Genomic DNA, 25,755 nt, shown 5'->3' on the forward strand with positions numbered 1-25,755 from the left:
ACCTAGACTCGTCGCAAGGTCAGCGCCGCCCGGTCTGCCGACCGGAGAGGGATGCCGTGACGGATGTGAACCCGGTCGAAAGTCCGAATCCGACGGTGCCGGGCGGCCATCTCCTCCCGTCCCGCTTCTCGGCGGGGCCGCCGTCGCCGGCGCCCCTCCGCCGTCGTCGTCCCGGCCTCGTGTGGGGAATCATCGGCGCGACGGCCGCGGCCGTCGCGATCGGAGCACTGCAGCTGTCCGCGAACCTCGGATACGACAGCGCCGAAGAGCAGTACACGGCGACCGCCGAGACGGCGATCGAAGAGCAGGCGGCCGTGCGCGTCGCCGGTGACGAGCTCCGCACGACGGCGGATGCCGCGAGCCTCCTCCTCGAGAGCGACACCGCCGGTCTGATCGACGCCGGGCGCGCCGAGGCACTCGCCGCGGCCGGCACGGCGGCGTCCGATGCCCTCGCTGCGGCGGAGCCGCTGATCGCCGAACCCGTCCTCTCCCCCGCCCGCAAGCCGAGCTGGTTCTGGGAACTGTTCGGGGCGACGGACGCACTCACCCGGCAGAGCACGGACGCCGCGAACCTCACCGCTCAGCTCCGGGACGAATCCGACGACATCGCCGCGGCCGACACCGCTCTCGACGCCTCCGGGATGGACGCTCTGGCCTCTGCCGCGGCGACGGCCGGCGGTCTGGAATCCGCGCACGTGTCCGCGCGCAACGACAGCGTGATCGCCCTGCGGGGCGCCGTCGAGGATGTCTCGGCGACGGTCGCGCTCGATGCGCAGGCCGTCGACGCGTTCTCGTCCCTCCAGGTCGCGAGCGCCCGGCTCGTGGAGTCCGAGAACGCCGAGCTGGCCGAGAAGGCCGGGCCCCTGCTCAGCGCGCGTCTGGAGGTCGAGGCCTTCGCCCGCTCGATCGCGCCGGGGGTGCTGCTCGAGTTCGACTGGGCTCCCATCGTGAACGGCTACGGCTACGACGGCGGCATGGGCGGCTACACGACCTGGTGGTGGGACGAACCGGGACGCGCCGTGATCGAACTGTCCGACTCCGTCGCCGAGCAGTGGCCCAATGCTCGCAGCCAGGCTCTCGTCGTGCACGAGGTCGGTCACGCGATCAGCGTCAAGTGCGCCGACATGTATGACGCCTCGACGCAGGACAGCATCGAGAAGTGGGCCACCGCCTGGGCCATCAGCATGGGCTACACCGACGACGCGAACGGCGTCTGGGCCTACGGCTACCCCCCGCAGAACTACATCGACGCGGCCGCGGGGTGCCGGTGAGCGGAGACACGCAGAAGGGGCCCTCCCGATCGATCAGATCGTGAGGGCCCCTTCGCGTCGTCAGAGCAGGGTCACTGGCCCCGGCGCTCGCGCAGCTGGGTGAGCGCGTCGTCGAGGAGCTGCACGGCTTCCTCGTCGGTGCGACGCTCCTTCACGTAGGCGAGGTGCGTCTTGTACGGTTCCGCCTTCGCGAGCGCGGGCGGGTTCGCCTTGTCGCGCCCCGCGGGCAGTCCGGACTGAGGGTGATCGATCGTCTCCGGAATCTCGTCCTCCGGGAGCCCCGCGGCGAAGTGGCGGGTGGTCTCGTTGCCGAGCCCGTCCCAGTACGTCACCGCGATGCGGTCGGCGTGGTACCCGTGGTCCTGTTCGCCCATCGGGCCGGAACCGACACGAGTGCCGCGGATTGCGTTGCCGCCAGTAGCCATCAGATCACCTCGAACTTCGTGATGAGGCCCAGTGCCACGATCGCGACGAACCACACCAGCGCCAGAACGACGGTGAAGCGGTTCAGATTCCGCTCAGCGAGACCGGACGAGCCGACCGCCGACGTCATGCCGCCGCCGAACATGTCGGACAGACCGCCGCCGCGCCCCTTGTGCAGGAGGATGAGGAGAGTCAGCAGGACGCTGGTGATACCCAGCACGACCTGCAGGACGAACTCGAGAATTGCCACGAGAAAGAGCCTTTCGATGGGGCAGGAGCGCCCCCGTAACGGTCAAGTATACGGTGCGGCGGGGCCGGAGCCCCGCCGCACTCATACGCCGACGTGCTTCTCGAAGCGGATGATCGCGGCGAACTCGTCGACGACCAGACTCGCTCCGCCGACCAGCGCGCCGTCCACATCGGGCTCACGCATGAAGCTCGCGATGTTCGCGGCCTTCACCGATCCGCCGTACAGGATGCGGGTGCGGGCGGCCGCCTCGTCGCCGAGGGACTTCGCGATGACCGTGCGCAACGTGGCGCAGACATCCTGCGCCTGCTGCGGGGTCGCTGCCTGGCCCGAGCCGATGGCCCAGACCGGCTCGTAGGCCACGACGATGTCGGCCGAGGGCGAGACGCCCTTCAGCGCGGCCTCGAGCTGACCGACGGGCACCGCGCTGGCGCCGAACTTCTCCAGGTCCTCCGAGGTCTCGCCGACGCAGATGACCGGAACCAGGCTGTTCTTGAGGGCAGCCTGCACCTTCGACGCCACGATCTCATCGGACTCCGCGTGGTACTCACGACGCTCGGAGTGGCCGATGATGACGTACTTCGCGTCGAGCTTCGCCAGGAAGGCACCGGAGATCTCACCGGTGTACGCCCCGGAGTCGTGCGCCGAGATGTCCTGCGCACCGAGTGCGAAGGGGATCTTGTCCGCATCGATCAGCGTCTGCACGCTACGGATGTCGGTGAACGGCGGGAACACCGCGACCTCGACCGATCCGTCCTCGTGCTTGGCGTCCTTGAGCGTCCAGTGCAGCTTCTGCACGAACGCGACCGCCTGCAGGTGGTCCAGGTTCATCTTCCAGTTGCCCGCGATCAGCGGGGTACGGGTTGTCATGCCCATCCGAGCACCTCCAGGCCGGGTAGTTTCTTGCCCTCGAGGAACTCGAGGCTTGCGCCGCCGCCGGTCGAGATATGACCGAACTGGTCGTCGGTGAATCCGAGCTGACGCACCGCCGCGGCGGAGTCGCCGCCGCCGACGACGCTGAGGCCGTCGACATCGGTGAGCGCCTGCGCGACGGATTTGGTTCCTGCGGCGAATGCCGGGAACTCGAACACACCCATGGGGCCGTTCCAGAACACGGTCTTGGAGCTCCGGATCACCTCGGCGAAGCGCGCCGCGGTCTCCGGTCCGATGTCGAGACCGATGCCGGAGGCACCGAACGCCGTCGACTCGATCGCGTCGGCCGACACGGTCTCGTGGGCGGCATCCGCGCTGAACGACGCGGCCACGACCACGTCGGTCGGGAGCACGAACTCCACGCCCCGTTCGGCCGCTTCCGTCATGTATCCGCGCACGGTCTCGAGCTGATCCTCTTCCAGCAGGCTCGACGCCACCGCGTGGCCCTGCGCCTTGAGGAAGGTGAACAGCATGCCGCCGCCGACCAGGATCCGATCGACCCGCGGCAGCAGGTGGGAGATCACGCCGAGCTTGTCACTGACCTTCGAACCGCCCAGGACCACCGCGTACGGACGTTCGGGCGTCTCCGTGAGACGGTCGAGCACGTCGAGTTCCGCCGCGATCAGCAGACCGGCCGCCGAGGGCAGCAGCTCCGCGAGCTCGTAGACGCTCGCCTGCTTGCGGTGCACGACGCCGAAGCCGTCGGACACCAGCACGTCGCCGAGTTCGGCGAGCTGCTTCGCGAAGGCCGAACGCGTGGCGTCGTCCTTAGCGGTCTCACCGGCGTTGAAACGCAGGTTCTCGATCACGACGACTCCGCCGTCCTCGAGGGCCTCCACCGCGTCCGTCGCCGATTCCCCGACGGTATCGCGGGCGAACGCGACGGGCGCGCCGAGCAGTTCGGACAGTCGCTGCGCCACGGGCTCGAGGCTGTAGCGGGGGTCGGGCGCGCCGTCGGGGCGTCCGAGGTGGGAGCACACGACGACGCGGGCACCCGCGTTGATCAGTGCGTTGAGGGTCGGCAGCGAGGCGCGGACACGGCCATCGTCCGTGATGATCCCATCCCGCAAGGGGACGTTGAGATCACAACGGACGATGACGCGCTTGCCCTCGAGCGACCCCAGTGTGTCCAGGGTGCGCAGAGTCATGGGTCTGAGCTTAGAGGCGCTCGGCCACGTACTCGGTCAGGTCGACGAGGCGGTTGGAGTAACCCCACTCGTTGTCGTACCAGCTGGAGACCTTGACCAGGTTGCCACTGACGTTGGTCAGCGTCGAGTCGAAGATCGACGAGTGCGGGTTGTGCACGATGTCGCTCGAGACGAGCTGGTCCTCGTTGTACTGCAGGAAGCCGGCGAGGCGACCCTCCGCAGCAGCCTTCTTGTAGGCCTCATTGACCTCGTCGACCGTGAGGTTCTCGCGGTCCGTGATCAGCGTGAGGTCGACGATCGATCCGGTAGGAACCGGAACGCGGTATGACGATCCACTGAGCTTGCCCTGGAGCTCCGGCAGCACCTCGCCGATGGCCTTGGCAGCACCGGTCGATGCCGGCGTGATGTTGATCGCGGCGGCGCGTGCACGGCGGAGGTCGCTGTGCGGCCCGTCCTGCAGGTTCTGGTCGGCCGTGTAGGCGTGAGCCGTCATCATGAAGCCGCGGTCGATGCCGAACGCGTCGTTGAAGACCTGCGCCAGGGGTGCGAGGCAGTTGGTGGTGCACGAGGCGTTGGAGATGATGTGGTGGGACTCCGGGTCGTACGAGTCCTCGTTCACACCCATCACGAACGTCCCGTCGACACCGGTGCCCGGTGCGGAGATGAGGACCTTCTTGGCTCCGGCGTCGATGTGCTTGCGCGCCAGGTCCGCCTTGGTGAAGAAGCCGGTCGACTCGATGACGATGTCGACACCCAGCTCACCCCACGGGAGGTTGGCGGGGTCGCGCTCGGCGAATGCCTTGATCTGCTTGCCGTCGACCGTGATGCTCTCGTCGTCGTAGCTGATCTTCGCGTCGAGGACACCGCCCACGGAGTCGTACTTCAGCAGGTGGGCAAGGGTCTTGTTGTCGGTGAGGTCGTTGACAGCGACGATCTCGATGTCCGCTCCCTGCGCGAGAGCCGCGCGGAAGTAGTTGCGTCCGATACGGCCGAAGCCGTTGATACCGATCTTGACAGACACTCAGGTCTCCCTGTTTCTCGTGCACCGCACGCAGCATTCCTGCATACGCGAAGCGCGGGGGGTTTTTGGCTGAGATGGCGCCCCGGCGAGCGTGAACTCGCCGGGGCGCAACCCGATTACGACAGTACCAGCAGGCCGTTGGTCTGCTTACGGGCGACGTCGAGGCGCTGGGCGACGTTCTCCCAGTTGGCGATGTTCCATGCGGCCTTGACGTAGTCGGCCTTCACGTTCAGGTAGTCCAGGTAGAAGGCGTGCTCCCACATGTCCAACTGGAACAGCGGGATCGTGCCCTGAGCCGTGTTCGACTGCTGGTCGAACAGCTGCTGGATGATCAGACGCGATCCGATCGAGTCCCAGCTGAGGACGGCCCAGCCGGAGCCCTGGATGCCGGTCGCGGCAGCCGTGAAGTGCGCCTGGAACTTCGCGAACGAGCCGAAGTACTCGTCGATCGCGGCCTTCAGCTCGCCCTCGGGCTCGCCTCCGCCGTTCGGGGAGAGGTTCGTCCAGAAGATCGAGTGGTTCACGTGACCGCCGAGATTGAACGCGAGGTCCTTCTCGAGCTTGTTGACGTTCGCCAGGTTGCCGCTGTCGCGCGCCTCGGCGAGCTGCTCGAGGGCGGTGTTCGCGCCGGCGACGTAGGTCGCGTGGTGCTTGTCATGGTGCAGTTCCATGATCTTGCCGCTGATGTGCGGCTCGAGAGCTGCGAAATCGTAGGGAAGGTCGGGGAGCGTGTAGGTCGCCATGTCGCTTTCATCCAATCCGCGCCGCGCCGCGGCGCTTGCCGATCCTCTGCACCGCCGATGTGCGACGCAGAGCGGACTTAACTCATCCTAGTGACGACAACGTCATGACGGATGGGATCCTTCCCCCTTATGACGCCGAAAGCCGACCCTCCGGGAGGGTCGGCTTCCGAGATGACGGGGTGGATCAGGCGTCGAGACCCGCAGGCACAGCAGCCTCCGTGCCCGGGATCCCTTCCTGCTGGGCGCGCTTGTCCGCCATCGCGAGCAGGCGGCGGATGCGTCCGGCCACGGCGTCCTTCGTCAGCGGCGGGTCGGCGTGGTGCCCGAGTTCGTCGAGGCTCGCGTCGCGATGCGCCAGACGCAGCTCCCCGGCGACGCGAAGGTGATCCGGCACCTCGTCGGCGAGGATCTCGAGGGCACGCTCGACGCGTGCGCATGCGGCGACAGCGGCCTGTGCGGAGCGCCGGAGGTTGGCGTCATCGAAGTTCACGAGGCGGTTGACGCCCGCGCGCACCTCGCGGCGCTGACGCAGCTCCTCCCAGGCGACGGCCGTCTTGTGCGCGCCCATCTCGGCGAGGACCGTGCGGATGGCCTCACCCTCGCGCACGACGACGCGCGGCATGCCGCGCACCTCACGCGCCTTGGCCGCGACGCCCAGACGGTGAGCCGCACCGACGAGCGCCATCGCCGCCTCCGACGTCGGGCAGACGACCTCGAGCATCGCGGAACGGCCCGGCTCGCTCAGGGTGCCGGCGGCGAGGAACGCCCCCCGCCACAGTCCGGCGATCTCGGCACGGGACCCGGTGGTGAGGCGGTTCGGCAGACCGCGGACGGGACGTCGACGCTGGTCGAGGAGTCCCGTCTGGCGGGCGAGCGTCTCGCCTGCACCGATCACGCGGACTGCCCAGCGTGCTCCTTCGTTGGCGGTGCTCGACTGCACCTGAGCGATCTCGGGTCGCACGCCGTAGATCTCGGCGAGGTCGCGGGCGACGCGACGCGCCAGCGTCTCGGCGTCGACTTCCGCTTCGACGGCCACTCGACCGGCGATCGAGTGCAGTCCGCCGGCGAACCGGAGGATCGCCGTCACCTCTGCGACGCGCACCGTCGGGGGTGCGTTGCGGATGCTGACGAGCTCAGCCTTGACGTCAGTGGTTAGTGCCACGACACTCCTCTTTGTTCACGCGCCGGGTCGCGACGCAAACCTCCAGCCTACTCGGCCAGGTGACGTGCTCACTCCCTGCCGAGGTCGCGGTGACGCACGTTCACAGCGACGCCCGGGATCGCCGAAAGCCGGCGGGCGAGCTCCTCGGACATCGCCACAGAGCGATGTTTGCCACCGGTGCACCCGATGGCGACGGTGGAATGGCTCTTGTTCTCCCGTTGGTAGCCCTCGAGCACGGGCACCAGCGCCGCCGCGTAGGCGTCGAGGAACTCGGACGCACCTTCGCGGGACAGCACGTAGTCGCGGACCGGGTCGTCCTGACCGGTGAGGCCGCGGAGATCTTCGTTCCAGAACGGATTCGGCAGGAAGCGCATGTCGGCGACCAGGTCCACATCGGTGGGCAGGCCGTACTTGAATCCGAAGCTCAGCAGGGTCACGCGGTGCCTCGCATCGCCCTCCTCGGAGAAGAGGTCGGACACCTGGGTGGCGAGCTGATGGATGTTGAGGGCGGAGGTGTCGATCACCAGATCCGCGGCCTCGCGGATCGGTGCGAGCTTGGCGCGCTCGATGCGGATGCCGTCGAGCAGCGTGCCATCACCCTGCAGAGGCTGCGGTCGTCTCACCGCCTCGAAGCGGCGGACGAGCACGTCGTCTGCCGCGTCGAGGAACAGCACGCGCACGGAGCCGCGGGAGCGCAGCGCACGAGCGACACCGGGGAAGTCGTCGAACAGGTTGCGTCCGCGGACGTCCACGACGGCGGCCACCTTCGGAAGCGCTTTGCCGCCCATGTCGGTGAGGTCGAGCAACGGCCGGAGGATCTGCGGGGGGAGGTTGTCGACCACGTACCAGCCGAGGTCTTCCAGTGCGTTCGCGGCGGTCGTCCTGCCGGCTCCGGACATACCGGTGACAATGAGGAACTGGCCCTTGTCACTGCTGTCAGTCATCGCTTTCCTGCTCCTTCTCCCCCGCGGACCCCAGCCTATCGAGTGGAGAGATGCGCGTGGATGTTCTGCGCGAGGACGGGGCCGATGCCCTGCACTTCCTCGATCTCTCCCGGCTGCGCCGAGCGGAGCCGGGAGACCGAGCCGAAGTGCTTCAAGAGCACTTTGATGCGTGCCGCTCCGAGACCCGGGATCTCCTCCAGCACAGTGCTGATGTCGTTGCGACGCTTCTTGCGCTGGTGCGTGATCGCGAAGCGATGCGCCTCATCGCGCAGGCGCTGCAGAAGGTAGAGCGATTCGCTCGTGCGCGGAAGGATGACGGGGAAGTCGTCTCCCGGCAACCACACCTCTTCCAGCCGCTTGGCGATGCCGCAGATCGCGATCTCCGGATGTCCGGCGTCCTTCAACGCACGTGCCGCGGCTTCCACCTGCGGCTTGCCACCATCGACGAGCAGCAGCTGCGGCGGGTAGGCGAAGCGCGGCTTGCGCTTGCCCGTCGCCTCTCCGGCGTCCTCCAGAGCGACGACCGCCGAGTCGGGCATCGTCGTCTGATCAGCCAGATCGAGCGGACGAGCCGGATCGACCGGACCGGCTGCCGTGGCGGACTCCGCGACCAGCGTCGCGCTGAGCACCGCCGGGTCCGGACGGTCGAGATACGCGAGACGTCGACGCAGCACCTGGTACATCGAGTCGGTGTCATCCGTGGTCTCGGGGATGTTGAACGACCGATACTGATCCTTGCGCGGCAGCCCGTCCTCGAACACCACCATCGACGCGACGACGTTGGTACCCCCCAGGTGGGAGATGTCGAAGCACTCGATGCGGAGCGGAGCTTCGTCCATGCCGAGCGCTTCCTGAAGGTCCGTGAGCGCCTGAGTGCGGGCGACGTAGTCGCTCGTGCGCCGGGTCTTGTAGCGGATCAGCGCCTGCTGGGCGTTGAGGGTAGCCGTGCGCATCAGGTCGGCGCGCTGTCCACGCTGTGCCACAGCGATCTCGACCTTCTTGCCACGACGTTCGCGCAGCCACTGCTCGAGTTCCGCCGCGTCGTCCGGCAACGTCGGAACGAGGACGCGACGCGGAACGTCCTGCGCTTCGCCGTAGGCGCGCTGCAGCACCTGATCGACGAGTTCACCCGCGCTGATGTCGAGTTCCTTCTCGATCGTCATGGCCCGCACGCCGCGGATGCGACCACCGCGGATGACGAAGTGCTGAACCGCGGCGGCGAGCTCATCCTCGGCGATGCCGAACAGGTCGGCATCCTCCTGCGGATCGAGCACGAGGGCACTCTTGCCGAGCACGGCCTCGATCGCCGACAGCTTGTCCCGATACTTCGCTGCCGCCTCGTAGTCCATCGCTGCAGACGCGGAGAGCATCTTCTTGGTGAGCTCGCGGGTGAATCTCTCGTCTCCGCCCGCCATGAAGGCGACGAAGTCGTTCACCATCGCACGGTGCTCGTCGATCGTCACGGTCATCGAACAGGGACCGCCGCACTTGCCGATCTGACCGGGGAAACACGGTCGTCCGGTCTGCATGGCCCGCTTGTAGCTGGAGTCGCTGCACGTGCGGATCGGGAACGCCTTGACCATCAGGTCGATGGTCTCGTGGACGGCCCACACCTTCGGGTAGGGCCCGAAGTACCGCGCACCAGGGATCTTGTGGTTGCGCGTGACGATCACGCGTGGGGCCTCGTCGCCGAGAGTCACCGCCATGAACGGATACGACTTGTCGTCGCGGTAGCGCACGTTGAAAGGAGGATCGAACTCCTTGATCCACATGTACTCCAGCTGCAGGGAGTCGACATCCGTGGGCACGACGGTCCACTCCACGGACGCCGCCGTCGTGACCATGCGACGGGTGCGCTCATGGAGCGTACGCAGCGGCGCGAAGTAGTTCGACAGGCGTTGACGGAGGTTCTTCGCCTTGCCGACGTACAGGACTCGCCCCGAGGCGTCGCGGAACCGATACACGCCCGGGTTGGTCGGGATCTCCCCCGCCCGCGGCTTGTACGCCAGAGCGTCAGCCATCAGCTGGCCTTCCGCGCGGAGCGCCCCTCACCGAGGATCTCCGCGAGGAACTGGCCGGTGTGGCTCTCCTCGACACGAGCGATCTGCTCCGGGGTTCCGGTCGCGAGGATCTGCCCGCCGCCTGATCCGCCTTCCGGACCGAGGTCGATCACCCAGTCTGCCGACTTGATCACGTCGAGGTTGTGCTCGATCACGATCACCGTGTTGCCCTTGTCGACGAGCCCGTTCAGCACCTCGAGGAGCTTGCGAACGTCTTCGAAGTGCAGACCGGTGGTCGGCTCGTCCAGCACGTAGATGCTGCGACCGTTGCTGCGGCGCTGAAGCTCCGTGGCCAGCTTGACGCGCTGCGCCTCGCCACCGGAGAGCGTCGTCGCCGACTGCCCGAGGCGGACGTAGCCGAGCCCGACATCGACCAGGGTCTTCATGTAACGGTGGATCGCCTGGATCGGTTCGAAGAACTCCGCGGCCTCTTCGATCGGCATCTCGAGCACCTCGGCGATGTTCTTGCCCTTGTAGTGCACGGCGAGCGTGTCTCGGTTGTACCGCTTTCCGTGGCAGACCTCGCAGTCGACGTAGACGTCGGGCAGGAAGTTCATCTCGATCTTGATCGTGCCGTCGCCGGAACACGCCTCGCACCGACCGCCCTTGACGTTGAAGCTGAAACGACCGGGCTGGTAGCCGCGGACCTTCGCCTCCGGGGTCTCGCTGAAGAGGGATCGGATCCGGTCGAACACACCGGTGTAGGTCGCCGGGTTCGATCGGGGGGTCCGCCCGATCGGGGCCTGGTCGACGTGCACGACCTTGTCGAGGTTGTCGAGCCCGGTCACGCGGGTGTGCTTGCCGGGGACCGTCCGCGCCCCGTTGAGGCGCGAGGCGAGCACCTGATACAGGATGTCGTTCACGAGCGAGGACTTGCCCGACCCGCTGACGCCGGTGACCGCCGTGAGAACGCCGAGCGGGAAGTCGGCGGTGACGTTGCGCAGGTTGTTCGCGCGGGCGCCGACGACACTGAGCAGACGCTTCTTGTCGATCTTGCGCCGCTTCTTCGGCATCGGGATCTCGCGTCGACCGGACAGGTACTCCCCTGTCATCGACGCGGGGTCGTCGAGGAGCGCCGAGTACGGGCCCGAGTGCACGACCTCGCCGCCGTTGACGCCGGCACCGGGGCCGATGTCGACGACCCAGTCGGCGGCCTCGATCGTCTCTTCGTCATGCTCCACGACGATCAGGGTGTTCCCGAGGTCGCGGAGCTTGATGAGGGTGTCGATCAGGCGGCGATTGTCGCGCTGGTGCAGACCGATCGACGGCTCGTCGAGAACGTAGAGCACTCCGGTCAGACCGGATCCGATCTGCGTGGCGAGTCGGATGCGCTGAGCCTCGCCACCCGAGAGCGAACCTGCCGAGCGGCTGAGGTTCAGGTATGAGAGTCCCACCTGCAGGAGGAAGTCGAGGCGCAGTCGGATCTCTCGGAGCACCTGAGCGGCGATCTGCGCTTCGCGATCGGTGAGACGGAGCTTCTCCATGAATTCGCGGGCGTCGGACAGGCTGAGGTGCGAGACCTCCGCGATCGAATGCCCGTGCACGTGGACCGACAGGACCTCCGGCTTGAGACGGTCGCCGTTGCACACCGGGCACGGGACCTCGCGGAGGTACTCGCCCCACCGGCTGCGCTGCGTGTCGGATTCCGCCTGCAGGTACTGGCGCTCGATGTACGGCACCACGCCCTCGAAACCGGACGCGTATCGCATCTCGCGCCCGTAGCGGTTCTTCCACTTGACCGTGACCTTATAGTTCTCGCCGCGCAGCACGGCGTCCTGCACGTCGGAGTGGAGTTCGCGCCACGGGGTGTCGAGAGAGAAGTCGAGGTCGCGGGACAGGCCCTCGAGCAAGCGCTCGTAATACTGGAAGAGACCCTTGCCCTGGGTGGTCCACGGAAGGATGACGCCCTCGCGGATCGAGAGGTCCTCATCGCCGAGCATCAGGTCGACATCGACGGACATGCGCGTGCCGAGGCCCGAGCAGGCCGGGCATGCACCGAACGGCGCATTGAACGAGAACGTGCGCGGCTCGATCTCGGTGAGCGTCAGCTCGTGGCCGTTGGGGCACGCCAGCTTCTCGGAGAACGTCTGCCAGGCGTCGTCGCCCTCGCCGTCGACGAAGTTCACCTGGACGACGCCGCCGGCGAGCCCGAGCGCTGTCTCGACCGAGTCGGTGACGCGACCGAGGATGTCGTCGGATGCCACGAGACGGTCGACCACGACGGCGATGTCGTGCTTGTAGCTCTTCTTCAGCGTGGGCGGCTCGGCCAGCTGGATGAGATCTCCGTCGACGATGGCGCGCGAGTAGCCCTTGGCGCCGAGCTCGCGGAACAGATCGACGAATTCGCCCTTCTTCTGCGAGACGATCGGCGCGACGACCTGGTAGCGCGTGCGCTCGGGAAGCTCCATGAGCTGGTCGGCGATCTGCTGCACGGTCTGACGCTGGATCTTCTCGCCGCATTCGGGGCAGTGGGGAATGCCGATGCGCGCCCAGAGGAGTCGCATGTAGTCGTAGATCTCGGTGATCGTGCCGACGGTCGACCGCGGATTGCGGTTCGTCGACTTCTGGTCGATCGAGACGGCCGGGCTGAGGCCCTCGATGAAATCGACGTCAGGCCGATCGACCTGGCCGAGGAACTGACGCGCGTACGCGCTCAGAGACTCGACGTAGCGACGCTGACCCTCCGCGAAGATCGTGTCGAACGCGAGGCTGGACTTACCCGAACCGGACAGACCGGTGAACACGACGAGCGAGTCGCGGGGGATGTCGATGTCGACGTTCTTGAGGTTGTGCACGCGGGCACCGCGAACACTGAGTTTTCCGGGGGTCACGACAGGGACGATAGGCACCGGACAAGTCTACGAGGGGCCACCGACATTGGGGCCGCGCGCGGTCGGCTCACTCAGTCGACAGCGGCCCGACGCCCCACGAAGGGGCCCAATCCGTCGCGGAGCTTGGCGATCTGGCCGACGTCCATCCCGACCGCGGCCATGACCTGTCGCGGCACATCGACGGCACGCTCGCGGAGTGCGCGTCCGGCGGCCGTGAGTGAGATGTCGAGTCGCCGCTCGTCCTCGGAGCTGCGCTGACGCACGATGAGACCCTCCGCCTCGAGTCGCTTGACCAGCGGTGAGGCGGTGGCGGGCTCGAGCGCGAGCTCGGCGGCGAGATCGTTCAAGGTCCGCGGACCCCGCTCCCAGAGCGCCAGCATCACGAGGTACTGCGGATGCGTGAGCCCCAGCGGTTCGAGTATCGGGCGGTAGATCGCGACGACGTTGCGTGCGGCCGTGACGAGCGCGAAACAGAGCTGATTCTCCAGCCGGAGCAGGTCATCGGATGCGGACACAGCGGCAACTATACATTGACCCTAATCATTAGTACACTAAGCAACATGGCGAAAGATCCCTCCCGTCCTCCTCTTCGCGCTCGAATCCGCGAAGCCGGTGGTCTGTATGCCTGGGTGAACACGAATCTGATCCGCGTCGCCGGCCCGGCATCCGTCGGACCGTACGAGAAGACCCCGCCCCCGAGCGCGGCGGAACGCGCCGAGCGTGCATGCCCTCTGTGCGGCGCCCCGATGACCGCGCACGAGATCGACCGTTCCGGGCCGAAGCCTCTGATGCACTGCCCCTGAGGCGCGCCTCGTCAATCCGCGCGGCCGGCAGCCTCTTCTCGCGCGACATCCAGCCAGAACATCAACGCGTCATCGTCGCCGAGCACGTCGGGCGAGACATCGAGCCACCCGGCGCCCATCGTCCGCGGTCCCATCACGGCGATAGCGACGCCCGGTCGGGTGACGAGAGCCGCGCCGGTCTCCTCGCGGACACGGACCAGCAGAACACCGCCTTTCCGCGCGCCGACCAGGATGTGACCGCTGAGAAGGAACGCTCGGGTTCCGAACATGCGCTTCTCTTCGATCCGACCATCGTTCCCGCCCTGATCGACATCGCGGGCGCCTCCACTGCCGCGCACGGTCAGCAGCGCTCGCACGCGATCGGCGAGTTCTTCCCCTGACGCGTCCATGATCGGTGTCTCCGCTGCCTCAGGCGTGTCCCGCGCGCTCCATGGCGCGCAGTTCCTTCTTCATGTCCTGCACCTCGTCACGGAGACGGCCTGCCAACTCGAACTTGAGCTCCGCGGCGGCAGCGAGCATCTGGTCGGAGAGATCCTGGATCGTCGCTTCCAGCTGCTGGGCGCCCTCGGCTGCGATACCCGTGCGGCGGAGGTTCGGCGTCGGAGACTTGCCCTTCCCGGTCTGTCTTCCCCGACCGGACATCATCTCGGCGGTGTCTGCGCCTTCGCGGGCCAGCACCTCCGTGATGTCGGCGATGCGCTTGCGCAACGGTTGCGGATCGATACCGTGCTCGGTGTTGTAGGCGATCTGCTTCTCGCGACGGCGATCGGTCTCGTCGATCGCCTTCGCCATCGAATCGGTCATCTTGTCCGCGTACATGTGCACCTCACCGGACACGTTTCGAGCCGCTCGACCGATCGTCTGGATCAGCGACGTCCCCGACCGCAGGAAGCCCTCCTTGTCGGCATCCAGGATCGCGACCAGCGAGACCTCCGGAAGATCGAGTCCCTCGCGCAGCAGGTTGATGCCCACGAGCACGTCGTAGACGCCGGAACGCAGTTCGCTCAGCAGTTCGACGCGTCGGAGCGTGTCGACGTCGGAGTGCAGGTAGCGCACGCGCACACCGTGCTCGCCGAGGAAGTCGGTGAGCTCCTCCGACATCTTCTTCGTGAGCGTCGTCACGAGCACGCGCTCCTCGCGAGCGACGCGCAGACGGATCTCCTCGAGAAGGTCGTCGATCTGCCCCTTGGAGGGCTTCACGATGATCTGCGGGTCGACGAGGCCGGTCGGGCGGATGATCTGCTCGACGACACCGTCGGCGATCCCCATCTCGTACTTGCCCGGTGTCGCGGAGAGATAGACCGTCTGACCCACCCGGTTCTTGAACTCGTCCCACCGCAGCGGTCGGTTGTCCATGGCGCTGGGCAGCCGGAATCCATGGTCGACGAGCGTGCGCTTACGTGAGGCATCGCCCTCGTACATCGCGCCGATCTGGGGGACGGCCACGTGCGACTCATCGATGACCAGGAGGAAATCGTCGGGGAAGAAGTCGAGCAGCGTGTGGGGCGGCTCACCGGGCATGCGCCCGTCCATGTGGCGCGAGTAGTTCTCGATGCCGGAGCAGAAGCCGAGCTGCTGCATCATCTCGAGATCGAAGGTCGTACGCATGCGCAGTCGCTGCGCTTCGAGCAGCTTGCCCTGGCGTTCGAACTCGGCCAGCCGCTCTTCCAGCTCGTGCTCGATCGTGCCGATCGAACGCTGGATGACGTCGGTACCCGCGACATAGTGCGACGCCGGGAAGATGGGGACGGAGTCGAGCTTCTCGATGATCTCGCCGGTGAGAGGGTGCAGGTAGTACAGCCCCTCGATCTCGTCTCCGAACAGCTCGATGCGGATCGCGTTCTCCTCGTAGACCGGGATGATCTCGATGGTGTCACCGCGCACACGGAAGTTGCCGCGGGAGAAATCGACGTCGTTGCGGTTGTACTGCATCGCGATGAACTGCCGGATCAACGCGTCGCGGTCGTACCGCTCCCCCACCTGCAGTGCCACCATCGCGCGCAGGTACTCCTCCGGGGCGCCGAGGCCGTAGATGCACGACACGGTCGACACGACGATCACGTCGCGACGGCTGAGCAGGGAGTTCGTCGTGGAGTGCCGGAGCCGCTCGACCTCCGCGTTGATCGACGAGTCCTTCTCGATGAAGGTGTCCGTCTGCGGCACGTAGGCCTCGGGCTGGTAGTAGTCGTAGTACGACACGAAGTACTCGACCGCGTTGTTCGGCATGAGTTCGCGGAACTCGTTCGCCAGCTGCGCCGCGAGGGTCTTGTTGTGCGCCAGGACCAGGGTCGGCCGCTGCACCTGCTCGATCAGCCAGGCGGTGGTCGCCGACTTTCCGGTACCGGTCGCGCCGAGCAGGACCACGTCTGTCTCGCCGGCATTGATACGCGACGCGAGGTCGGCGATGGCCGTCGGCTGGTCGCCGGCCGGGACGAACTCGCTGATGACCTCGAAAGGACGGACGCTGCGCGTGGGTTGCATACCTCCAGCGTAGGCGGAGCCTCCGACATCGAGGTCGAGTACGCCTGCAGCGTGACGGCCTAGAGTGAGGGCGTGATCGAGTTCATCGTCGGTTCCAGCCTCGCCGCCGCGGCCGGTCTCAACGCGTGGATGCCGCTGTTCCTGCTGGGGCTCGCCGATCGGCTCCTTCCGGCCGTCGCACTGCCCGGAGGCTGGTCCTGGCTCTCCAGCGATCTCGCCCTCTGGGTCGTCGGTGTTCTCCTCGTGTTCGAGATCGTCGCCGACAAGGTTCCCGCCCTCGACTCCGTCAACGACGTCCTGCAGAGCATCGTCCGCCCGGCGGCCGGCGGCATCGCGTTCGGAGCCGGCGCCGGCGCGCAGACCATCGCCGTCGAGGACCCGGCCTCGCTCTTCGCCGACGGCGCGTGGGGTCCGGTCGTCGCCGGCGTCGTGATCGCTCTCGTGGTGCATGTGGTCAAGGCCACCGCCCGTCTCGCGGCCAACACCGCGACCGGCGGTCTCGCTGCTCCCGTTCTGAGCACCGCCGAGGACGGCTTCTCGTTCCTCCTGGCCGCGGCGGCGATCATCGTTCCCGCGGTCGCGGCACTCCTGCTGATCGCTCTCGTGGTCGCCGCCGTCGTCCTGCTCCGCCGACGGGCGCGGCGTCGGACGGACCAGCGGACGGACGACGCGCTGGCCTGAGCCCGCAGGTCGCGAGGTCGCGCCATCGCGACCTCGCCCGCTTCCACGGCCATCGGCCGAGAGGGCTCACGCGCGACCGGACGGCTCCCCGCGCAGCGCCGCGGCGGCGATCGCGGCGGCCACCGCGCACATCGCCACGATCAGGACGACGAACCACGACCATGTCGCTCCGCCGAACACGAGCCCGAGCGCCCACCCGAACAGGCTGGAACCCGCGTAGTACCCGAAGTAGTAGAGCGACGACGCCTGCGCCCGAGTGTCCGCGCCCGATGCCGCGGGGGTCCATCCGGAAGCGGTGGCGTGCGCGGCGAAGAACCCGGCGGTGAAGACCACGAGGCCGAGCAGGACGAGGGCGGTGATCGGTGTCAGGAGCAACAGCGCTCCGGACGCCATCACCGCGGTGGACACGAGCAGCACCGGGTACCGTCCATGACGCGAGGCCGCGGCACCCGCCACGGGCGAGGAGACGGTGCCCGCGAGGTACGCGAGGAACAGCAGTGTCACGAGCCATGCCGGCAACAGGAACGGTTTCTCGGTCAGATGGAACCCGAGGTAGTTGTAGACAGCGACGAACGCCCCCATCAGCAGGAAGCCCTGCAGATAGAGGGCGATCAGCTGTGGGGAACGCAGCGGGATCAGCAGTCGCGTCAGAATCCCCGGGGTTCCCGGCTCGCCGTGACGTCGCGGCACGAAGCCCCGCGCCTTCGGAGCCAGACACAGGAACACCGCGGCGGCAGCGGCACACACGATCGCGACCGTCAGAACGCCGACCCGCCACCCTGCGATCTCGCCGACGACACCGGAGACGATGCGTCCGAGGAGCCCTCCCACGGTCGTGCCCGCGATGTAGCTGCCGGCAGCGGCCGCGGCATGCCGCGCGCGAACCTCCTCGCTCAGATACGCCAGGGCGACCGCCGGAACGGCACCGAGTGCGACGCCCTCGGCAGCCCGCAGGACCAGCAGCAGGGGGATGCCGAAGCTGAAGGAAGCGCAGATCCCGAGCACGGTCGCGGCGATCACGCCGATCGCCATGGCCGGCACTCGGCCGATCCGATCGGCCACGATCGACCAGGGGATCACCGCCGCCGCGAGCCCGAGCGTCGCCGCTGAGACGGAGAGGGCCGCCGTGGCCGGTGAGACCGACATGTCCTGGGCGATGTGCGGAAGCAGGGCCTGCGTCGCGTAGAGCTGAGCGAAGGTCGCGACGCCCGCGAAGAACAGCCCGGCGATCAGCCGTCGATAGTCACGCGAGCCCGGGGCATGTCCGGTGAAGGGCCCCTGGTTCACCGTCCTCGGATCCGCTCCCAGAACGCATCGGTCTGGGCATGCGTGTCGGCGATCGTCCCGGCGGTGTCGATGACCACGTCCGCGATCGCGAGTCGCTGCTCGTCCGACACCTGCGACGCGATGCGTGCACGAGCCGCCGCCTCATCCATGCCGCGGATCTCCACCAAGCGACGACGACGTTCGGCTTCGGGCGCGTGCGCGACGACGATCGTGTCCCACGGGTCGTCCACCCGGGCTTCCACGAGCAGGGGGACGTCGTAGACCACGACGGCGTTCTCATCGGCCGCGAGTGCGGCTTCGAAGCGTCGCTGCGATTCCGCACGCACGGCGGGATGCACGATGGCGTTCAGCTGCGCCAGACGCTCCGGATCGCCGAACACCGTCGCCCCGAGGGCCGCGCGGTCGAGGGAGCCGTCCGCAGCGAGCATGTCCGCACCGAAGGCCTCGGCGATGCGGGCGAGCACGGGCGATCCGGGCGCCTGCACGTCCCGGACGATCTGATCTGCGTCGACGATGACGGCGCCGTGCTCGGCGAGCCGCCGCGCAATGGTCGACTTCCCCGAGGCGATGCCGCCGGTGAGTGCGATGAGAGGCATCCCGCCAGTCTAGGAGGGAACGCGAAACGGGCCGCCACCCGAAGGTGACGGCCCGTTCCAGAGAGATGCTTACGCGTTGCCGCCGGAGAGCTTCTCGCGGAGAGCCGCGAGTGCCTCGTCGTCAGCCAGCGTGCCCGCACCGGCGGTCTCGCTGGAGAACGCCTGTCCGACAGCTCCGCCGAAGTCCTCGCCAGCTGCGGCTTCTGCCTCGGCTGCCTTGGTGACCTGAGCCTTGTGGGCTTCCCAGCGCGACTGGGCGGCAGCGTACTCCTGCTCCCATGCCTCGCGCTGCGTGTCGAAGCCTTCCTTCCACGCACCGGTCTCGGCGTCGAAGCCCTCGGGGTACTTGTACTCGCCGTTCTCGTCGTACTCCGCGACCATGCCGTACAGGGCCGGGTCGAACTCGGTGCCGTTGGGGTCGACCGACTCGTTGGCCTGCTTGAGCGACAGCGAGATGCGGCGACGCTCCAGGTCGATGTCGATGACCTTGACGAAGACCTCTTCGCCGACGGAGACGACCTGCTCGGCCAGCTCGACGTGCTTGCTGGAGAGCTCGGAGATGTGGACGAGGCCCTCGATGCCGTCTGCGACGCGAACGAACGCACCGAACGGAACGAGCTTGGTGACCTTACCCGGCGTGACCTGACCGATCGCGTGGGTACGGGCGAACACCTGCCACGGGTCTTCCTGCGTCGCCTTCAGCGACAGGGAGACGCGCTCGCGGTCGAGATCGACCTCGAGGATCTCGACGGTGACCTCCTGGCCGACCTCGACGACCTCGGAGGCGTGCTCGATGTGCTTCCAGGACAGCTCGGAGACGTGCACGAGGCCGTCCACGCCACCCAGGTCGACGAACGCGCCGAAGTTGACGATCGAGGACACGACACCCTTGCGGACCTGACCCTTGTGCAGGTTGTTCAGGAACGTGGTGCGCGACTCCGACTGCGTCTGCTCGAGCAGCGCACGGCGGCTCAGGACGACGTTGTTGCGGTTCTTGTCGAGCTCGAGGATCTTGGCCTCGATCTCCTGACCCAGGTAAGGGGTGAGGTCGCGAACACGGCGCAGCTCGATGAGCGAGGCCGGGAGGAAGCCACGGAGGCCGATGTCGACGATGAGGCCACCCTTGACGACCTCGATGACGGTGCCGGTGACGACCCCGTCGTTCTCCTTGATCTTCTCGACATCTCCCCAGGCACGCTCGTACTGAGCACGCTTCTTGGAGAGGATCAGACGGCCTTCCTTGTCCTCCTTCTGGAGAACGAGGGCCTCGACCAGGTCACCGACGGCGACGACCTCGTTGGGGTCGACGTCGTGCTTGATCGAAAGCTCGCGCGAGGGGATGACACCCTCGGTCTTGTAGCCGACATCGAGGAGGACCTCATCGCGGTCGATCTTGACGATCGTGCCTTCGATGATGTCGCCGTCGTTGAAGAACTTCAGGGTCTTCTCGACCGCGGCCAGGAAGTCCTCAGCAGATCCGATGTCGTTGATGGCGACCTGCTTGGTGGCCGGGGCGGTCGTTGCGGTAGTCATGTAGTGGGTTGTCCTTGTTGGATGGGATCTCAGGCTGCGAGCAACGGTCGCGCACGACCGACAACATGCTCCACAGCAAATGGGTTGGATTGCTCGTCACCAGCGCATGCGAGAGCACGCCACGAGTGACAGTTCAGAATATCAGAAGATCACACGTCGTTGGGTATCCATCCCGCCGAGGGCCTGTGGATAACTCGGACGTCCGTCGGGCGGAATTGTCTACCGTGTCCGGATGACCTCCCGCAGACCTCTCCCCCTCATCTCTCTGTGCACCCTCGCCCTCCTCGGGGCAGCGCTGGTCGGTTGCAGCTCTGCTCCCTCGCCGACACCCACCCCGACTCCGCTGTTCGCGTCCGAGGAAGAAGCATTCGCCGCCGCCGAGGCCACTTATCGGGCTTACAACGACGCCGGGAATGCGCGGCGGTCTGGCGCGAATTCCCCCGACCCCCGTGACTTCCTCGTAGGGACGGCACTTGAGGACGACATCGACGGTATTCAGTACTTGGAGTCAGAGGGAATGAAAACTGAGGGCGAAATAGCTCTCACTTCGATCTCGCTCGACCGGGTATCTCTGGACAAGTTGGGTACGGAAGTGACTATCGCTGTTTGCCTTGATGTGTCGGCAGTATCCGTGATCGATCCAACTGGATCTGATGTGACACCAAGTGAACGCCCGGACCGATTCGGACTGCGGGCGACGTTGGTGGAAGTCGACGACTCCCTAAGGATTGCCAACGAATCGCCCAACGCAGACGCATCATGCTGACCCGTATCGCGCTCGTGCTCGCGCTTTCACTGCTTCCACTCGACGGCGTTGGGTCAAGTTCTGCGCGCGCATCCGCGTCGTGCGCCAAAGAACTGATGTCTGCAGGACTGTGCAACGTACAGAACATCGGAACTCAGGTCACCATCACAGGCGAGCGCAGCACACCCGGGACAGACCCCACCACCCCCGGAACGCGGCAGAGCGACTCGAACTCCGGTCCTTCTGCTCCGCCGGAGGAGACCCGGTTCGCCGACTGCCTGTCGAACTGGGACAACTCGCTCCGATGCTTCCAGCCGACCTCACCCAGCAGCTCGGCGGACGGCGTTCCCCCGGAAGAGCCGGCACTGCCACCCATCACGATGAACGAACTCGTCGCGTTCGCGCCCGATCCGGTGACCGTGGTGGGCGAGCCAGGCGGAGTCGGTATCGCCGGTATGCCGACGAACTTCATCGCGGCGGCATCCGTCCACACGCAGGCCGGGACGCTCTTCGGAGTCCCGATCTCGGTGCGCTTCACCCCGTCCGGCTACGACTTCCACTACGGGGACGGATCGAGCGCGAGCACGACCAGCGGAGGCCAGACCTGGGCGGCGCTGGGACAGGCACAGTTCACTCCGACCCGCACGAGCCACGTCTACCGCGAGCGCGGCACCTACCCGACAGATGTCGACGTGCGCTACACCGCGGAGGTCGATCTCGGCGCCGGCTGGTTCCCGGTCGCGGGCGAGCTCACGACCGACGGACCCGCGCGCAACATCCGCATCTTCGAGGCGCACACCGCACTCGTCGCCTACACCTGCGCGCAGAGGCCGTCCGCGAACGGGTGCTGAGAGACGGCGTCGGCCGACTCGTGAGATGCGCGCGGTCGATCCGGTGAGCGCACCGTCATCGCACGGGAGTGATGACGAACGGGTTCCCCTCGTCGTCCACGGCACCCTCCAGGATGATCACGGCGTCCGGCTCGATCCCCGGCGCGTTCACGAAGGTGATCCGCGGCACGTAGTCCATGGTGCAGATCGTGTCCGTGGGTTCGTGCAGGCGGACCAGCGCTTTCGCGTCCCCATCGTCCACGACGTCTCCCGAGCCCGGCACGCAGGTCGAGGAACCCCACGTCAGCACCGCCAACTCTCCCTCATCGATCCATGCGGCCGCGGGCACCTGATCCGCGGGCATGTCCGCGGGGATCAGGGCGCCGCTCGCCAGACCCGGCAGGGTGATCGCCGTGCTCGCACCGTGGGGCTCGGTGACGTTCACCGTGACCGGCCGTGCCGAATCGAACCCTGCCGGCAACCCGAGATACATGCCGTGCGGTCCGGCATCCGCCGCACAATCCGAGGTGCCGCGGTCCGCCAGCATGACGTCGAGTTCCTGATCACCGGCGACCAGCTCCTCGATGATCGGAGCGCAGGCACCGCCCTTGGTCTGCAGCACGAACGAACTGGCGTCGAGCCAGGCCGCACGCGGCGCCACGGCCGAGGCGTCGGGATCGGCGGTCGACTCTGGCGCGGGCGATCCACCGATCGACGCGGCGCACCCCGCGAGAGCGGAGACGAGGAGCAGCGCCCCGAGCGCGGCGGGAGCAAGGCTTCGTGGAGAGCGAGTCATACCCCTGAGTGTCGCGAGCGGCGCGACCGTCTCACGGCGATGACAGCACTGCCCCCTGTCCGACCGACATGCCAGACTGACGTCGTGACCGACCGTCTGATGCTGCTCGACACCGCCAGTCTCTACTTCCGCGCCTTCTACGGTGTGCCCGACAAGGTCAAAGCACCCGACGGGTCCCCCATCAACGCCGCCCGCGGGCTTCTCGACATCATCGCCAAGCTCGTCACCCTGTACGAGCCGACGCACGTGGTGGCCTGCTGGGATGACGACTGGCGACCGCAATGGCGCGTCGATCTCGTCCCCAGCTACAAGTCCCATCGCGTCGTGGAAGTGGTCCCTGCCGGTCCTGACGTCGAGGAGGTCCCTGACCCGCTCGAAGCGCAGATCCCCCTCATCCGCGAGGCCCTGGGCGCCATCGGCATCCCGATCATCGGCGTGGCCGAGCACGAGGCCGATGACGTGATCGGCACCCTGGCCAGCAACGCCGACATGCCGGTCGACATCGTCACGGGCGACCGCGACCTTTTCCAGCTCGTCGATGACGACCGCGATGTGCGGGTGATCTATACGGCGCGCGGCATGAGCAATCTCGAGATCGTCACCGACGCGACCGTGGTGGCGAAGTACGGAGTGCTGCCGTCGCAGTATGCAGACTTCGCCACGCTGCGCGGCGACGCGTCCGACGGACTTCCGGGCGTCGCGGGAGTGGGAGACAAGACGGCTGCGACGCTGCTGCAGGCGCACGCCGACCTCGACGGCATCCGCACTGCTGCCGCGGCCGGCGAAGGCATGAGCGCCGGCGTCCGCGCGAAGGTCTTGGCCGCGTCCGACTATCTCGATGTGGCACCGACCGTCGTGGCGGTGGCGACCGGGCTTCCGATCACCGCTCCCGGCATCGCGCTCCGGCCGCTCGACCCCGCCGAACAGGACATCGCCGACGCGCTGTCCGAGAAATGGAACCTGGGCGGGTCGATGACCCGTGCACTCGCTGCGATCTCCGCCGCGGCGAAGTAGGAGCGCTACTCGGTCCAGGCGAGAAGCCGCTCCAGCCCCCACGTCGTCACGATGCGGGCGGCGGGCACGCCCAGTCGTTCGGCACGCTCGGCACCGTGGTCGAGGAGCGAGAGCTGCCCCGGTGCGTGCGCGTCGGAATCGATGGAGAACAGGCACCCGGCTTCGAGAGCGATCCCGATGAGCTCATCCGGTGGATCCTGGCGTTCCGGACGCGAGTTGATCTCGACCGCGACGCCATTCTCGGCGCACGCGGCGAACACTGCCGCGGCGTCGAACAGGGACTGCGGTCGGGTGCCGCGCTCCCCCTGGACGAGCCGTCCGGTGCAATGGCCCAGCACGTTGACCCGGGGATGCGAGACCGCCGCGATCATCCGGGCGGTCATCGGCCGCGAGTCCATGCGCAGCTTGGAGTGCACCGATGCGACCACGATGTCGAGTTCGCCGAGGAGATCAGCGTCCTGGTCGAGCGCGCCGTCCTCGAGGATGTCCACCTCGATACCGGCGAGCAGCGTGAACCCGTCCGCTGATTCGGCGCGCACGAGCGGGATCTGCTCACGCAGCCGCTCCGCCGACAGCCCTCGGGCGACCCGCAGCCGAGGCGAGTGATCCGTGATCGCCTGATATTCATGGCCCAGAGCGCGGGCCGCTGCCGCCATCGCCGCGATCGGCGTCGTCCCGTCGGACCAGTCCGTGTGGGCATGCAGGTCACCCCGCAGCTTCGCACGCAGCGCCGACACCTTCTCGGGTTCCACCTCGCCGCGAAGCTCCGTCAGGTAGCTCGGCACCCCGCCCTGCTGCGCCTCGCGGATCACCGCGAACGTCGACTCGCCGATGCCACGACTCGCCCGCAGGCGGGTGGGGTCGGTGCGCACGTCCTCCGGCAGCTCCTGAAGGGTCGCGGCGGCCTGACGGAACGCCTTGGCCCGGTACCGTGACGCGCGTTCGCGCTCCAGCAGAGAGGCGATCTCCAGCAGCGCGTCGACCGGGTCCATGCTGCGCCCTAGGCGGAGGCCAACTCGCGACTGACGCCGATCCACTGCTCGAGCTTCGCCGCGGCGCGGCCGTCATCGACCGCAGCCGTCGCACGGGCGAGGCCCTCACGCAGCCGCTCCAGGATCGGCCGCTGCACCTGGGCGGCATCCTGCGAGAGCTCGTACGCGACGATTCCGGCCGCGGCATTCAGGAGCACGATGTCGCGCACGGCGCCGCGCTCTCCCTGCAGAGTCCGACGGAGGATCTCGGCGTTGTGCTCCGGCGTCCCGCCGAGAAGATCTGCGAGGTCGGCGACCGGGATTCCGAGGTCGCGGGGATCCAGGTCGTGCTCGTGGATGTCTCCGCGGGTGACCTCCCAGATCCGACTGTGGCCCGTGGTCGTGAGCTCGTCCAGTCCGTCGTCCCCACGGAACACGAGCGCGGTCGCACCCCGTGTCCGGAACACACCGGTGATGAGAGGCACGCGCTCGAGTTGAGCGACCCCGACCGCATTGGCCTCGGCACGGGCAGGGTTGCAAAGAGGACCGAGCATGTTGAACACGGTGGGCACCCCGAGCTCCGCGCGCACCGGCCCCGCATGCTTGAAACCGGGGTGGAAGGCGCCGGCCCAGGCGAAGGTGATGCCGGTCCGGTCGAGGATGGTCGCGACGTGTTCTGGATTGAGCGAGAGCTCCAGACCGAGAGCGCCCAGCACGTCCGACGAACCCGACGCCGAACTGGCGGCGCGGTTGCCGTGCTTGACGACCGGGATGCCCGTGGCCCCGATGATGATCGCTGCCGTCGTCGACACGTTGACCGTGCCGACCCTGTCGCCACCCGTTCCGACGATGTCGAGCACGTCGGGTGACACCGGGAGGGGAACCGCGGCCTCGAGGATCGCGTCGCGGAAGCCGACGATCTCGTCGATCGTCTCTCCCTTGGCGCGCAGAGCGACGAGGAAGCCGCCCAGCTGCGCCTCGGTGACCTTGCCCTGCATGATCTGGCGCATGGCCCACGTCGATTCCCAGACGCTGAGATCCCGGCGCTCCAGCAGAGAGGTGAGCACGTCGGTCCAGGTCAGCGAATCAGCCATGTGAGCGATCCTATCGGCGCGAGAAAACGTGCAGATCGTTGCTGACGCGTGACCGCCGACCCAGCATCCGCTGTTTCCCGCGGATTCACCGAGGATTCGCAGTGTTTTCTTAGGGTCGCCTAAGTCGCAACCGGTCCGAAA

General features: G+C 67.3%; 25 protein-coding genes. 6 read left to right on the plus strand and 19 right to left on the minus strand.

What is annotated here, in order from left to right; translation table 11 throughout:
- Window positions 1-56 precede the first annotated feature (56 nt).
- The gene (locus ACWA14_RS09355) at window positions 57-1,271 is read left to right on the plus strand and encodes a hypothetical protein (protein WP_463792716.1); all 1,215 of its coding nucleotides are present in this window, start codon (window positions 57-59) and stop codon (window positions 1,269-1,271) included.
- Between the two features lie 71 nt (window positions 1,272-1,342).
- Here ACWA14_RS09355 and ACWA14_RS09360 read toward each other — a convergent pair whose 3' ends face one another.
- From ACWA14_RS09360 to ACWA14_RS09410, 11 genes are all read right to left on the minus strand, one after another.
- Window positions 1,343-1,696, minus strand: a complete 354-nt coding sequence (locus tag ACWA14_RS09360) for an RNA polymerase-binding protein RbpA (RefSeq protein ID WP_463792719.1) — start codon at window positions 1,694-1,696, stop codon at window positions 1,343-1,345.
- Window positions 1,696-1,944, minus strand: a complete 249-nt coding sequence (gene secG, locus ACWA14_RS09365; protein ID WP_247630445.1) for a preprotein translocase subunit SecG — start codon at window positions 1,942-1,944, stop codon at window positions 1,696-1,698. The genes ACWA14_RS09360 and secG overlap by 1 nt, the downstream gene beginning before the upstream one ends.
- 81 nt (window positions 1,945-2,025) lie before the next feature.
- Window positions 2,026-2,817: a triose-phosphate isomerase gene (gene tpiA / locus ACWA14_RS09370; RefSeq protein ID WP_463792722.1), complete on the minus strand. Its 792-nt coding sequence runs from the start codon at window positions 2,815-2,817 to the stop codon at window positions 2,026-2,028.
- Window positions 2,808-4,022, minus strand: coding sequence for a phosphoglycerate kinase (locus tag ACWA14_RS09375; RefSeq protein ID WP_463792725.1), 1,215 nt, complete (start codon window positions 4,020-4,022; stop codon window positions 2,808-2,810). The genes tpiA and ACWA14_RS09375 overlap by 10 nt, the downstream gene beginning before the upstream one ends.
- 10 nt (window positions 4,023-4,032) lie before the next feature.
- A complete protein-coding gene (gene gap / locus ACWA14_RS09380) occupies window positions 4,033-5,043 on the minus strand; it encodes a type I glyceraldehyde-3-phosphate dehydrogenase (RefSeq protein ID WP_463792726.1) in 1,011 nt (336 codons plus the stop codon).
- Window positions 5,044-5,159: 116 nt separating this feature from the next.
- Window positions 5,160-5,786: a superoxide dismutase gene (locus ACWA14_RS09385; protein ID WP_463792729.1), complete on the minus strand. Its 627-nt coding sequence runs from the start codon at window positions 5,784-5,786 to the stop codon at window positions 5,160-5,162.
- Between the two features lie 184 nt (window positions 5,787-5,970).
- Window positions 5,971-6,948, minus strand: a complete 978-nt coding sequence (gene whiA / locus ACWA14_RS09390; RefSeq protein ID WP_463792731.1) for a DNA-binding protein WhiA — start codon at window positions 6,946-6,948, stop codon at window positions 5,971-5,973.
- Between the two features lie 68 nt (window positions 6,949-7,016).
- The gene (rapZ, locus tag ACWA14_RS09395) at window positions 7,017-7,892 is read right to left on the minus strand and encodes an RNase adapter RapZ (RefSeq protein ID WP_463792733.1); all 876 of its coding nucleotides are present in this window, start codon (window positions 7,890-7,892) and stop codon (window positions 7,017-7,019) included.
- Between the two features lie 35 nt (window positions 7,893-7,927).
- Entirely contained in the window at window positions 7,928-9,913 is a 1,986-nt protein-coding gene (uvrC, locus tag ACWA14_RS09400) for an excinuclease ABC subunit UvrC (RefSeq protein ID WP_463792734.1), read from the minus strand.
- On the minus strand, window positions 9,913-12,801 hold the full coding sequence (gene uvrA / locus ACWA14_RS09405; protein ID WP_463792736.1) for an excinuclease ABC subunit UvrA: 2,889 nt from the start codon (window positions 12,799-12,801) through the stop codon (window positions 9,913-9,915). The genes uvrC and uvrA overlap by 1 nt, the downstream gene beginning before the upstream one ends.
- A gap of 53 nt (window positions 12,802-12,854) precedes the next feature.
- Window positions 12,855-13,298: a MarR family winged helix-turn-helix transcriptional regulator gene (locus tag ACWA14_RS09410; protein ID WP_463792738.1), complete on the minus strand. Its 444-nt coding sequence runs from the start codon at window positions 13,296-13,298 to the stop codon at window positions 12,855-12,857.
- A gap of 45 nt (window positions 13,299-13,343) precedes the next feature.
- Between ACWA14_RS09410 and ACWA14_RS09415 the strand changes: the two genes are divergently transcribed.
- Entirely contained in the window at window positions 13,344-13,586 is a 243-nt protein-coding gene (locus ACWA14_RS09415; protein WP_463792741.1) for a hypothetical protein, read from the plus strand.
- A gap of 11 nt (window positions 13,587-13,597) precedes the next feature.
- On the opposite strand, the gene ACWA14_RS09420 is transcribed toward ACWA14_RS09415, so the two are convergent.
- Both ACWA14_RS09420 and uvrB read right to left on the minus strand, forming a co-directional pair.
- Entirely contained in the window at window positions 13,598-13,975 is a 378-nt protein-coding gene (locus tag ACWA14_RS09420; protein ID WP_463792743.1) for a TfoX/Sxy family protein, read from the minus strand.
- A gap of 19 nt (window positions 13,976-13,994) precedes the next feature.
- A complete protein-coding gene (uvrB, locus tag ACWA14_RS09425) occupies window positions 13,995-16,067 on the minus strand; it encodes an excinuclease ABC subunit UvrB (RefSeq protein ID WP_463792745.1) in 2,073 nt (690 codons plus the stop codon).
- A 72-nt stretch (window positions 16,068-16,139) separates the two neighbouring features.
- Between uvrB and ACWA14_RS09430 the strand changes: the two genes are divergently transcribed.
- Window positions 16,140-16,748, plus strand: a complete 609-nt coding sequence (locus tag ACWA14_RS09430) for a DUF4126 domain-containing protein (RefSeq protein WP_463792748.1) — start codon at window positions 16,140-16,142, stop codon at window positions 16,746-16,748.
- A 66-nt stretch (window positions 16,749-16,814) separates the two neighbouring features.
- On the opposite strand, the gene ACWA14_RS09435 is transcribed toward ACWA14_RS09430, so the two are convergent.
- The 3 genes from ACWA14_RS09435 to rpsA form a co-directional block, all read right to left on the minus strand.
- Complete coding sequence (locus tag ACWA14_RS09435) at window positions 16,815-18,035, minus strand: MFS transporter (RefSeq protein ID WP_463792750.1); 1,221 nt, start codon at window positions 18,033-18,035, stop codon at window positions 16,815-16,817.
- Window positions 18,032-18,631, minus strand: coding sequence for a dephospho-CoA kinase (gene coaE / locus ACWA14_RS09440; RefSeq protein ID WP_463792751.1), 600 nt, complete (start codon window positions 18,629-18,631; stop codon window positions 18,032-18,034). The genes ACWA14_RS09435 and coaE overlap by 4 nt, the downstream gene beginning before the upstream one ends.
- Window positions 18,632-18,700: 69 nt before the next feature.
- Window positions 18,701-20,164, minus strand: a complete 1,464-nt coding sequence (gene rpsA, locus ACWA14_RS09445; protein ID WP_463792753.1) for a 30S ribosomal protein S1 — start codon at window positions 20,162-20,164, stop codon at window positions 18,701-18,703.
- 232 nt (window positions 20,165-20,396) lie between these two features.
- On the opposite strand from rpsA, the gene ACWA14_RS09450 reads away from it, so the two are divergent.
- Window positions 20,397-20,930 carry a hypothetical protein gene (locus ACWA14_RS09450; RefSeq protein WP_463792755.1) on the plus strand — a complete coding sequence of 178 codons (534 nt, stop codon included), beginning with the start codon at window positions 20,397-20,399 and terminating at the stop codon, window positions 20,928-20,930.
- A gap of 95 nt (window positions 20,931-21,025) precedes the next feature.
- Window positions 21,026-21,760: a hypothetical protein gene (locus tag ACWA14_RS09455; protein ID WP_463792757.1), complete on the plus strand. Its 735-nt coding sequence runs from the start codon at window positions 21,026-21,028 to the stop codon at window positions 21,758-21,760.
- Window positions 21,761-21,815: 55 nt separating this feature from the next.
- Here the strand turns inward: ACWA14_RS09455 and ACWA14_RS09460 are convergent, their stop codons facing one another.
- Window positions 21,816-22,535 carry a hypothetical protein gene (locus ACWA14_RS09460; protein WP_463792761.1) on the minus strand — a complete coding sequence of 240 codons (720 nt, stop codon included), beginning with the start codon at window positions 22,533-22,535 and terminating at the stop codon, window positions 21,816-21,818.
- A gap of 84 nt (window positions 22,536-22,619) precedes the next feature.
- Here ACWA14_RS09460 and ACWA14_RS09465 point away from each other — a divergent pair, with 84 nt between their 5' ends.
- Window positions 22,620-23,549, plus strand: a complete 930-nt coding sequence (locus tag ACWA14_RS09465; RefSeq protein WP_463792764.1) for a 5'-3' exonuclease — start codon at window positions 22,620-22,622, stop codon at window positions 23,547-23,549.
- A gap of 5 nt (window positions 23,550-23,554) precedes the next feature.
- On the opposite strand, the gene ACWA14_RS09470 is transcribed toward ACWA14_RS09465, so the two are convergent.
- Window positions 23,555-24,541, minus strand: coding sequence for a PHP domain-containing protein (locus ACWA14_RS09470; protein ID WP_463792766.1), 987 nt, complete (start codon window positions 24,539-24,541; stop codon window positions 23,555-23,557).
- An 8-nt stretch (window positions 24,542-24,549) separates the two neighbouring features.
- The gene (trpD, locus tag ACWA14_RS09475; RefSeq protein ID WP_463792769.1) at window positions 24,550-25,614 is read right to left on the minus strand and encodes an anthranilate phosphoribosyltransferase; all 1,065 of its coding nucleotides are present in this window, start codon (window positions 25,612-25,614) and stop codon (window positions 24,550-24,552) included.
- Window positions 25,615-25,755: the final 141 nt, after the last annotated feature.

It is taken from the genome of Microbacterium sp. TW_SC_2, assembly GCF_055361165.1.